This window comes from Oceanicoccus sp. KOV_DT_Chl (assembly GCF_900120175.1).
GTDB lineage: Bacteria > Pseudomonadota > Gammaproteobacteria > Pseudomonadales > Dasaniaceae > Oceanicoccus.
On sequence record NZ_FQLF01000005.1, the window covers coordinates 642,457 to 653,497 of the forward strand.

The 11,041-nt window shown below is 47.4% G+C and carries 11 protein-coding genes; all 11 read right to left on the reverse strand.

Going from position 1 to position 11,041, the window contains the following annotated elements:
* Positions 1 to 77: 77 nt before the first annotated feature.
* The 11 genes from ftsZ to UNITIG_RS25805 all read right to left on the reverse strand — a co-directional run bounded on the left by ftsZ (position 78) and on the right by UNITIG_RS25805 (position 11,041).
* Positions 78 to 1,235 (reverse strand): cell division protein FtsZ, encoded by a 1,158-nt coding sequence (ftsZ, locus tag UNITIG_RS20335; RefSeq protein WP_101760169.1) that lies wholly within the window; start codon positions 1,233 to 1,235, stop codon positions 78 to 80.
* An 82-nt stretch (positions 1,236 to 1,317) separates the two neighbouring features.
* Positions 1,318 to 2,556: a cell division protein FtsA gene (ftsA, locus tag UNITIG_RS20340; protein WP_101760170.1), complete on the reverse strand. Its 1,239-nt coding sequence runs from the start codon at positions 2,554 to 2,556 to the stop codon at positions 1,318 to 1,320.
* Positions 2,557 to 2,602: 46 nt separating this feature from the next.
* Positions 2,603 to 2,824 (reverse strand): cell division protein FtsQ/DivIB, encoded by a 222-nt coding sequence (locus tag UNITIG_RS20345; protein ID WP_101760171.1) that lies wholly within the window; start codon positions 2,822 to 2,824, stop codon positions 2,603 to 2,605.
* 23 nt (positions 2,825 to 2,847) lie between these two features.
* Positions 2,848 to 3,381, reverse strand: a complete 534-nt coding sequence (locus tag UNITIG_RS20350; RefSeq protein ID WP_101760173.1) for a cell division protein FtsQ/DivIB — start codon at positions 3,379 to 3,381, stop codon at positions 2,848 to 2,850.
* Positions 3,382 to 4,338, reverse strand: coding sequence for a D-alanine--D-alanine ligase (locus tag UNITIG_RS20355; protein WP_101760174.1), 957 nt, complete (start codon positions 4,336 to 4,338; stop codon positions 3,382 to 3,384).
* Positions 4,331 to 5,782: a UDP-N-acetylmuramate--L-alanine ligase gene (gene murC / locus UNITIG_RS20360; protein ID WP_101760176.1), complete on the reverse strand. Its 1,452-nt coding sequence runs from the start codon at positions 5,780 to 5,782 to the stop codon at positions 4,331 to 4,333. Before murC ends, UNITIG_RS20355 begins: the two co-directional genes overlap by 8 nt.
* Positions 5,775 to 6,863, reverse strand: a complete 1,089-nt coding sequence (gene murG / locus UNITIG_RS20365) for an undecaprenyldiphospho-muramoylpentapeptide beta-N-acetylglucosaminyltransferase (protein WP_200821392.1) — start codon at positions 6,861 to 6,863, stop codon at positions 5,775 to 5,777. The genes murC and murG overlap by 8 nt, the downstream gene beginning before the upstream one ends.
* Positions 6,856 to 8,118: a putative lipid II flippase FtsW gene (gene ftsW, locus UNITIG_RS20370; protein ID WP_255399709.1), complete on the reverse strand. Its 1,263-nt coding sequence runs from the start codon at positions 8,116 to 8,118 to the stop codon at positions 6,856 to 6,858. Before ftsW ends, murG begins: the two co-directional genes overlap by 8 nt.
* Positions 8,118 to 9,470 carry a UDP-N-acetylmuramoyl-L-alanine--D-glutamate ligase gene (gene murD, locus UNITIG_RS20375; RefSeq protein ID WP_101760177.1) on the reverse strand — a complete coding sequence of 451 codons (1,353 nt, stop codon included), beginning with the start codon at positions 9,468 to 9,470 and terminating at the stop codon, positions 8,118 to 8,120. Before murD ends, ftsW begins: the two co-directional genes overlap by 1 nt.
* A gap of 18 nt (positions 9,471 to 9,488) precedes the next feature.
* Positions 9,489 to 10,571 (reverse strand): phospho-N-acetylmuramoyl-pentapeptide-transferase, encoded by a 1,083-nt coding sequence (gene mraY / locus UNITIG_RS20380; RefSeq protein WP_101760178.1) that lies wholly within the window; start codon positions 10,569 to 10,571, stop codon positions 9,489 to 9,491.
* Positions 10,571 to 11,041, reverse strand: a complete 471-nt coding sequence (locus UNITIG_RS25805) for a glutamate ligase domain-containing protein (protein ID WP_235015558.1) — start codon at positions 11,039 to 11,041, stop codon at positions 10,571 to 10,573. Before UNITIG_RS25805 ends, mraY begins: the two co-directional genes overlap by 1 nt.

Here is an 11,041-nt window from a genome sequence, read left to right on the forward strand (position 1 = left end):
TAACTCCCTTTTAAAGCAGCGCATCCCTGCGCCAAACCATATTCTTTGCTAGATCCTGAGACCCGTAACCAAACGATTTAATCCGCCTGTCTACGTAAAAAGGCAGGAATATCCAAATATTCCATATCCTTGTCCTCTTTAGGTACAGCCGCTTCGCGACCCATCGCTACCTGAGGGTTATTACGCATGACAGTTGGACGATCCAACGTTCGGTAATCAGGGTTAACTGTATCAGCTAGTTTATTTTCAACCACTTTTAATGGCGCTTCGCTGAGCTGATCGCTACCCAAACCAGTGGCGACCACAGTAACCCGTATTTCATCTGACATCTCTGGGTCAATAACAGTTCCCACCACAACGGTGGCATTATCTGAAGCAAATTCTTCGATAGTGTCACCCACCTCGGAAAACTCACCCAAAGACAGGTCCAAACCAGCGGTAATATTGACCAAAATACCGCGCGCGCCCTGCAAGTTAATGTCATCCAGTAACGGGCTGCGAATAGCGGCTTCAGCAGCTTCGCGAGCTCGATTTTCACCTCGCGCGCAACCTGTTCCCATCATCGCCATGCCCATTTCAGACATAACCGTGCGCACATCTGCAAAATCCACATTGATCATCCCCGGGCGGATAATCAAATCGGCAATACCCTGAACCGCACCTAGCAACACATCGTTAGCGGTTTTAAATGCCTCTAACAAGCTGGCACTTTTTCCTAACACATCCAGTAAGCGGTCATTGGGAATAGTGATTAAAGAATCAACATTCTGCTGCAATTCTTTCATCCCGTATTCAGCAATTTGCAATCGCTTTTTACCTTCGAAACCAAATGGCCGGGTAACTACAGCGACAGTTAATATACCCATATCTCTGGCAACTTCGGCCACCACTGGTGCAGCCCCCGTGCCAGTACCACCGCCCATACCGGCGGTGATAAAGACCATATCAGCACCTTGCAGTGCTTCGGCAATACGATCCCGGTCTTCTAGAGCAGCCTGACGACCTACTTCCGGATTGGCACCAGCCCCCAAACCTTTAGTAATATTTCCGCCTAACTGCAATACGGTGGTGTTATCAATATTGGTCAAGGCTTGCGCGTCGGTATTGGCACAGATGAAATCTACACCTTCTACGTTATTCGCTATCATGTGCTTAACGGCATTACCGCCACCGCCTCCCACACCTACAACCTTTATGACCGCGCTCTGTGGTACGTTATCAACTAGCTCAAACATGGTTTTTCTCCCTTGGTTTTTTATTTCTGTCGCCGACGAATCGGTTTCAGAGATCTTGCAATTAAAAGTTTAAATAACAGTATTAAAAATTACTTTTGACCCATTCTTTGGCCTTACTAAAAATACTTTCCGACGAAACCTGTGGCCGCGAACCACCTACACGACCTTCCGTTTGTTGCTTCAAGCCGTATTGCAACAAACCAACACCCGTGGAATAAATAGGATTGCGAACGATATCAGCAAGACCTTCTACATTCTGTGGCGCACCTATTCGTACCGGGGTATGAAAAATCTCTTCAGCCAATTCAACGACTCCTTCCATTTTAGAAGTACCACCGGTTAGCACGATGCCAGCAGCAATCATGTCTTCATAACCACTGCGTCTCAGCTCGGCTTGTACCAGCGTAAATAATTCGTCATAACGCGGCTCAACTACTTCGGCTAAAGCTTGACGCGACAAATCACGCGGCGGACGATCGCCAACACTGGGAACTTTGATCGTTTCATCGGCCCCGGCCAACTGCGTTAATGCACAAGCATATTTAATTTTTATTTCATCGGCGTTTTGCGTCGGTGTTCGTAGCGCCATCGCAATATCGTTAGTTACCTGATCACCGGCAATTGGAATTACACCGGTATGACGAATGGCTCCCTCGGTAAAAATTGCAATATCGGTAGTACCACCACCAATATCTACCAGGCAAACACCTAATTCACGCTCGTCTTCAGTTAACACGGCATAACTTGATGCCAGCTGCTCTAAAATAATATCTTCTACTTCCAGGCCACAACGCCGAATACATTTTTCAATATTTTGAGCCGCATTTACTGCACAAGTAACCAAGTGAACCTTGGCCTCCAGACGCACACCCGACATACCTAACGGTTCTTTTATACCTTCCTGAGTATCGATGACATATTCCTGCGGCAGAATATGCAGAATTTTTTGATCAGCCGGAATCGCCACTGCCTGCGCCGCGTCAATCACTCGCTCCAAATCCAGTGCGTACACTTCCCGATCACGAATCGCGACAATACCGTGTGAATTTAAACTGCGGATATGACTGCCGGCAATACCGGCATAAACCGAATGAATTTGGCATCCTGCCATCAACTCCGCCTCTTCAATAGCACGCTGAATGGACTGCACTGTGGATTCAATATTAACCACCACGCCTTTCTTTAAACCGCGTGAAGGGTGCGAGCCAATACCCACAATTTCCAAGCCGCCCTCTTCCGTAATCGAACCAACAATGGCTACGACTTTAGACGTTCCTATATCTAGACCGACAATCATTTTATTGTCTGTTCCGGTGCCCATTAGACAGCACTCCCCATTATTAAAGTCATTGCTAAAATTTTAATCATTATGATTTCTCACTGCGCCAGCCCACTGCAAAACCATTGCTATAACGCATATCAATCGTTTTAATCTGAGCGAAATCTGCGGATAAACCCTGTGCATAGGTTGCCAATAATCTGCGCATTTTTTCCATTACTTCACTATCACCTAGCTCAACCTCTATCCCATTAGTCAGCACCAGCGACCAATTACCGCTTTCCGTTAAAGCTAACTTTTTAAGTTCCAAACGCTGGGAAGCTAAACCCTTGCTTAACTCCGAAAGTGATTCATCACTTGCTGCTCACTGTCTTTAGGCCCCAACAATTCTGGCAAACCACTGCCATTGGCAGCCCGCTTATCCGGCGAAAAAACCTCTCCACGATGATTTAGATAAGCGTGATCCCCCCAATGAGCGATCGCTTTTTGTTCTATCACAGTAATCGCTATCTCGTCAGGCCAGTGCCGCTCTACCATCACATCAAAAACCCAGGGCTGCTGGTTAAGCTGCAGACGAATACCATCTAAATCCAATAACAAAAAACCACTACCTAAAAATACTTCAACTGCCGCCACTAATTGTTGCCGCTCGACATTAACGAAGTCGCCATTAATCACCACTCGGCTTACCGGTTGATCCAACTTGCCAGCAACTACCTGTACAACGACAACAGACAACGCAATCACTACCGACAGCCACAGCACAGGTAAAAACTGCCTGCCATTGAAGGTGCGTGACGGTTTTGACTGCTTGCTGCTGGCCCCGCGCACTTTTGTTTTCTTGCTGTTAAACCGTAGCTGCATCATTTAATTTTTAGCTTCCGCAATACTCAGCTGTAAAATTTTCAGTACTAAATCGGCAAAACTCAATCCGGCCGCTTTTGCTGCCATCGGCACCAAACTATGGCTGGTCATACCTGGAACAGTATTTACTTCCAGTAAATAAAATTGTCCCTGTTCATTCTGCATCACATCGACGCGACCCCAGCCTTTGCAACCAACGCTATCGAATGCCGCCAAAGCCAACTGTTGCAACTCCTGTTCTTTTTCTGCTGATAAACCACAAGGACAGATATAACGGGTATCCTCAGCAATATATTTTGCATCGTAATTATAAAAGCCATGATCCGTTTCCAGTTTTATTGGCGGCAGTGGTTTATCACCCAATATCGCAACGGTAAATTCCGCACCACTCACCCATTGCTCAGCCATCACCAAACTGCCATAGGGCTTGGCTTGTTGATAAGCTGCTGCTAACTGTTCAGCCGTGTTGGCCACCGCCATACCAATACTGGAACCTTCAGTCGCCGGTTTGATAATCACAGTACCCCACTGCTGAATAATACCCACCCAATCACTGTCTTCAGTTAACTCAACAAACGACGGCGTCGATAAATTGATTTTTTCCCATATTTTTTTACAGTGAACTTTATCCATCGCCTTCGCCGAGGCAGCGACTCCACTACCGGTATAACTTAAACCTATTTTTTCCAACTCAGCCTGAACATTACCGTTTTCACCATCGCCGCCGTGCAGAGCAATAAACGCATGTTTAAATTTGGCGACCCGTTCCAACCAGTCGTCATTTTTAGTATCAATTTTTTCTGCAGCAATATTTTTAGCTTTCAATGCCTGATAAACAGCCTCGCCACTTTGCAAGGAAATTTCACGCTCCGCAGAATGCCCACCAAGTAACAAAGCCACCGGGCCTTGCAATTGTGATGCTAACAATTGCGCTACATCATTTATCATTTCATTACTCATCACAGGCCCTACCTAATTGACCTGCTGCCAATTGGCCAGCAATACCACCAACGTTACCCGCCCCCTGCGTTAACACCACATCACCTGGCTGTATCACGTTTTTCAACACCGCTGCCACATCGGCAATATCTTCTACAAACACCGGGTCAACCTGACCACGGCTGCGGATACTGCCACTGAGACTGCGACCATCAGCTCCGGTAATCACTTCTTCACCTGCCGAGTACACTTCCAATAACAACAAGCTATCTACCGTAGAAAGCACACGCACAAAGTCTTCATACAAATCTTTGGTACGGGTATAGCGGTGCGGTTGATAAATCATTACCAAGCGACGCTCTGGCCACGCCTGCCGCGCCGCGGAAATAGTCGCGGCCACCTCGGTAGGGTGATGACCATAATCGTCCACCAACAGCACCGATCCACCGTCATTATCAATTTCAAACTCACCGTATAGTTGGAAGCGGCGCCCAACACCCTGAAAGTTTTCCAAACCGCGCTGTATTGCCTGATCATCAATATTTTCATCAGTAGCCACTGCAATCGCTGCGGTCGCATTTAATACATTGTGATCACCCGGCATATTGATAGTGACATTGATAGGCGACAAGCCGGCAGGGCGCGAAACCGTAAACGAGGTTTTAAGACTTTGCTTGCTGATATTGGAGATTGAAAAATCCGCATCCTCACTAAAGCCATAAGTCAAAATAGAGCGACCCACCGCGGGTAATAATTCGCGAACTACATCATCATCAATACACATCACTGCCATGCCATAAAACGGCAAATTATGTAAAAACTCGACAAAGGTTTTTTTCAGCTTATTGAAATCACCCTCGTAGGTAGCCATATGGTCTGCTTCAATATTGGTGATGACCGACACCATCGGTTGCAGATGTAAAAAAGAAGCGTCACTTTCATCCGCCTCAGCAATCAAATACCGGCTTTCACCCAAGCGCGCATTAGTGCCCGCACTATTCAGCAAGCCACCAATAACAAATGTCGGATCCAATTCAGCTTCGGCAAAAATTGAGGCGATTAAACTCGTGGTCGTGGTCTTACCGTGAGTACCGGCAATCGCAATACCATGTCGATAGCGCATTAATTCCGAGAGCATTTCAGCTCTGGGCACAATAGGAATACGAAACGCTCTAGCAGCATTAACTTCAGAGTTATCGTGCTTCACTGCTGAAGATGTCACCACTACATCTACACCGGTAATATTGGTCTCAACATGACCGATAAAAATAATGGCCCCCATTGTTGCTAAACGCCGGGTAGTCGCAGACTCCTGAATGTCAGAACCTGAAATCTCGTAACCGGTATTCAATAACACTTCAGCAATACCGCACATACCAGCGCCGCCGATACCAACAAAATGAATACGCTTAATACGGCGCATTTCTGGCACTACAAAAGCGGAAACGCTAGTAGGCTTAACCATTCGCCACCTCCAAACAGGTGTTGGCTACCTGTTCTGCTGCGTCTGTTTTAGCTAATGCCCTAGCCGCTATTGCCATTGCCAATAATGGCGCTCTATTACTGCTCAAATCCTGTAACACTCCTGATAATGTAGGGGCATCCAATTGTGCTTGCGGCAACATTTTTCCGGCATCGTTTTCTACCAACCATTGCGCATTGCCGGTTTGGTGATCATCAATCGCATGTGGCAGCGGCACCAATAAAGAGCCCACTCCAGCGGCGGTTAATTCGGCAACGGTTAAAGCTCCGGCGCGACATAACACGACATCGGCCCATTGATAGGCAGCAGCCATATCGCTGATAAAGGCTTCTGCTTTTACGGTAATTCCCACTTGCTGATAGGCCGCACGCACTTCATCAATGTGTGATTTACCGGTTTGGTGCCACACCTCTGGCTGACTGCTACCATCTATTAGCGCTAGCGCCGCTGGCAGTAAATCATTGATCGGTTTGGCACCAAGACTGCCGCCCAATACCAATAAGCGAATTTTTTCTGCTGAACCAATGCCGCGCTGCTCTGGCGCAGGCAGCTGTGCAATTTCTTTTCTCACCGGATTACCGACATGCAATGCCTTGCTACTTACCAGTGCTTTTGGATATGCCAGCAATACTTTGCTGGCAATTTTGGCCAATAGTTTATTGGTGGTCCCTGCCACTGAGTTTTGCTCATGAATAACCAAGGGCCGTCCGGTTAATACTGCAGCCAAGCCACCGGGACCGGAAGCAAAACCGCCCATACCCAACACGCACACAGGCTTTAATTGCGCCAAAACTTTTACCGATTGCCAAAGCGCACTCACCACTTGCAACAACCCCTTAATCACACTCAAGACACCCTTACCGCGCAAACCTGACACAGTAATAAAGTGGATAGGAATATTGGCCGCGGGCACTAACAGCGATTCTATGCCGCGTCGAGTCCCCAGCCATTCCACATGAATACCTTTTGCCTGCAAACATTCAGCCGCCGCCAGTGCAGGAAAAACATGACCACCGGTACCACCGGCCATTATTAATACCGAAGGCGCAATCGATTTATTCATCGCTACCTCCCCGGGTATCTGCAGCTGATTTTCTTGCTTTCTTGTTATTGGTACTACTAGCACCGTTGGCAACAAGCTCAACATCCGCATGGATACGCAACACCATTGCGACCAATGCACAACACACCATTAAGCTACTACCGCCATAACTTAAAAATGGCAGGGTGAGGCCTTTAGTAGGAAGCAATCCGGTATTTACACCGATATTAATGAACACCTGGCCACTAATCATTAACGCAATGCCATAAGCGATATAACTGTTAAATAGCTGTCCCAACTGCTCCGCGCGGCGACCAATTTGCAAGATCCGCACGACCAACAAACCAAACAATGCAATCAGCACCGCAGCACCAACAAAGCCAAACTCCTCGGCATAAATCGCAAACACGAAATCAGTATGTGACTCCGGTAAATAAAATAATTTTTGAATGCTATTACCCAGTCCCACGCCAAACCACTCACCACGACCAAAGGCAATCAGTGATTGCGTCAATTGGTAACCAGAATCAAACTGATCCGCCCAGGGATCGGTAAATGCCGTTAGGCGCTTCATGCGATAGGGCTCACTAATGACCAAAATAACCAGCGCCGCCATCGCTGCCATGATCACTAAACAAAATTGCCACAGACGTACACCCGCCAAAAAAATCATGCCGAAAGCGGTACCCAAGGTCACTACCGTGGCACCAAAATCGGGCTCCAACATAAGTAACAGTGTGACTAAAAATAAAACCGCCATCGGCTTAATAAAACCTTTCCACTCTTCCCGCACTTCATCTTGTCGACGAACTAAATACCCACTCAAATAAATAATGACGCAGACCTTGGCCAACTCAGAGCACTGCAGTGTTAACGGGCCCAAAGCCACCCAGCGCCGACTACCATTCACCTCTCGACCTATACCCGGAATCAGCACCAGAATTAACAATGCAAAACCCACCAGCAACCAAAACCAACCACTGCTCTGCCAAAAGCTCATAGGAATGCGGTATGTCACTAATGCCGCAACCACACCCAAACTTAAATGAAACAAATAACGTTGCGCATGAAAAAATGGATTACCGTAACGCTCAGCTGCGAACTCAATCGAAGCCGATGTCATCGCAATAAAACCGATAACGATCAAGGCCATTGCCGCGCCTAGCAGTAACGTATCTACATTGCCCCATCTGAATAGACCACTGGGAATAATATTGTTCGGAATCGCCAATGGCATTGCCGACCGCTTACTATTATTAAGCATCACCGCACCCATTAGCTGTTCCCCGCTAACGCTAACACTGACGCGGAAAATTGCTCGCCACGGTGCTGATAATCATTGAACATATCGAAGCTGGCACAAGCCGGAGAAAGTAATACCGCATCACCACCCTGCGCACATTCACCAGCAGCAGTTACTGCTTGCGATAAACTGTCGACAGCAATAGCAGTAACACTACCCCCACATAATTCGATTAACTGCGGCGTTGCCTCGCCAATAATAATTACTGCGCGGACAAACTGCTTTAACACGGGTAGCAGCGGTGAAAAATCTGCACCCTTAGCCACACCACCAGCAATCAATACAATTTTTTCAGCACTCGCCGCCAATCCCTGAATGGCGGCAATGGACGCACCGACATTGGTACCCTTTGAATCATTGTAATAACGCACCCCGTGCAACTCAGCGACGAACTGACAACGATGCGGTAAACCGGTAAAAGTTTTTAGAGCCGCCAGCATCGGCGCCATCTCCAGCCCAGCAGCATGACCAAGCGCCAAGGCTGCCAGTGCATTTTCAATATTGTGATGACCGACAATCAACAACTCTTGCACCGACATTAAGGGTTTCGATTGAAAAATCAGATAATCATCACCCTCAATAGTGGCGACGCCAAAATCATCAGCGCTCGCATCCAAACCGAAACTAATCAGCTGTGCCTTACGATTTAATGGCGGCTGGGATAATTTGTCAGCACGATTTACCACCACTTTTTTCGCGCCAGCAAAAATTCGATGCTTTGCCTGTTGATAGGCCGCCAGACTTTCGTAGCGATCCATGTGATCCGCGCTGATATTTAATACAGTCGCTACTGCTGGACTCAGGTCCGCGGTGCGCTCCAACTGAAAACTGGATAACTCCAGCACATACAGATCAGGCTCATCAGCCAGCAATAAATCCAATACTGGAACACCAATATTGCCACCCACCGCCACCTCTCTACCGGCCTGGCGTGCCATTTCACCCAATAGCGTAGTCACTGTTGATTTACCATTGGAGCCAGTAATCGCCACAATGGGCGCAACCGCCTCAGCAGCAAATAAATCAATATCACCACAAACCTGCACACCCTTAGCCACCGCCTCTGCGATAGCTGGCTCCTCTAACGCCACCCCCGGATTGACCACCAAGCGCTCTGCATTAGCTAATAATGTCGGATTGAAATCACCCAGCGTCAACGATACATCAGGAAATTCAGCCTTAAATGCATCGAGACCTGGGGGTAATTGACGACTATCAACAACAGCAAAGGGTAGCTGCTTACGTGATAAATAACGTGCGCAGGACAGCCCGGTGAGCCCCAGACCCACTACAACTTGCTGATTAGTCGTTACGCTTACTTGCACGTTTTTTTCCTTTATCTACTAACGTAATTTCAATGTTGCTAAACCAAACAACACCAACATCACTGTAATAATCCAAAACCGCACAATCACCCGCGGCTCTGGCCAACCTTTTAATTCAAAATGATGATGAATGGGTGCCATCCGAAATATGCGCCTACCAGTCAGCTTGAAAGAAGCCACTTGCAAAATAACCGAGACAGTTTCTAAAACAAAAATTCCGCCCATGATAAAAAATACTATTTCATGGCGCACAATGACCGCCACCACACCGAGTGCTGCACCCAGTGCTAACGCACCTACGTCGCCCATAAAAATTTGCGCCGGGTAAGTGTTAAACCACAAAAACCCCAAACCGGCTCCAGCAAGTGCTCCACAAAACACAACCAACTCACCGGTACCGGCAATGTAAGGAATAAACAAATAACTGGAAAAGGTGACGTTACCGACCAGGTAAGCAATGATGCCCAACGCAGACCCCACCATCACTGTTGGCATAATGGCCAAGCCATCCAAACCATCGGTCAAGTTAACAGCGTTGCTGGAGCCTACAATCACGAAATAAGTCAGTACGATATAAAACCACCCCAAATCCAAAGCAAAATCTTTTAGGAAAGGCAAAAATAATTGTGTTTCGGCCGGTGACGATGCCTGACTATATAAAAATATTGCCGCCCCCAAACCTGCAACTGATTGCCAGAAATATTTCCAGCGGGCAGGTAAACCTCGGGAATTTTTTTCAATTACTTTGCGATAATCATCAACCCAACCCACAGCACCAAAAATAAAAGTAACAACAACTACCGTCCACACATACGGGCTGCGAAGGTCAGACCACAACAATGTACTTAATAAAATAGCGACTAAAATTAAAGCGCCACCCATGGTTGGCGTACCGGATTTACTTAAGTGCGACTCTGGCCCATCGTTACGAACTGATTGACCAATCTGATGATAATTAAGACGCCGGATCATATAGGGGCCGCACATCAAGCTAATACCCAACGCAGTTAAAATCCCCAGAATCCCGCGCACGGTAAGATAATTAAAGACTTGAAAAGCACTGATGTATTGGGACAAAAAGTCCGCTAGCAATAGCAACATTAGTGCTGCCCCCCATTATTTTTTATTAAGGCAGCTACCACTCTTTCCATCCGTGCACTGCGCGAACCTTTTACTAAAATCGCTGAGGCGGTAGTGAATTGCTCAAGATCAGCTAGCAACCCCGCCATTTCCTGATACGCACAGCCGCCACCAAAAACACTGGTCATTAGCTTCCCGTACTCGCCTACTACCAGTAATTTTTCTATACCTTTAGCCCGAGCATAGGCCGCCACATCATGATGACCCTGTTCTGCCATAGCGCCCAACTCACCCATCGTGCCCAGCACCAACCAACGCTCACCAGCAAAACCTGCCAAGACATCAATCGCCGCCTTCACTGAGTCAGGGTTGGCGTTGTAGCTGTCATCAATAAGCGTTTGTTTAGCTAGCGCAATAGTTTTCAACCGCCCTGCAACGGGTACCAACTGCTCCAGACCTGCCTTGACTTGCCCCAATGACGCACCCGCCAC

Coding starts and splice junctions, on each gene's coding strand:
- ftsZ (WP_101760169.1), bottom strand. CDS start 1,235: ATGTTTGAGCTAGTTGATAACGTACCACAGAGCGCGGTCATAAAGGTT.
- ftsA (WP_101760170.1), bottom strand. CDS start 2,556: ATGGGCACCGGAACAGACAATAAAATGATTGTCGGTCTAGATATAGGA.
- UNITIG_RS20350 (WP_101760173.1), bottom strand. CDS start 3,381: ATGATGCAGCTACGGTTTAACAGCAAGAAAACAAAAGTGCGCGGGGCC.
- UNITIG_RS20355 (WP_101760174.1), bottom strand. CDS start 4,338: ATGAGTAATGAAATGATAAATGATGTAGCGCAATTGTTAGCATCACAA.
- murC (WP_101760176.1), bottom strand. CDS start 5,782: ATGGTTAAGCCTACTAGCGTTTCCGCTTTTGTAGTGCCAGAAATGCGC.
- murG (WP_200821392.1), bottom strand. CDS start 6,863: ATGAATAAATCGATTGCGCCTTCGGTATTAATAATGGCCGGTGGTACC.
- ftsW (WP_255399709.1), bottom strand. CDS start 8,118: ATGGGTGCGGTGATGCTTAATAATAGTAAGCGGTCGGCAATGCCATTG.
- mraY (WP_101760178.1), bottom strand. CDS start 10,571: ATGTTGCTATTGCTAGCGGACTTTTTGTCCCAATACATCAGTGCTTTT.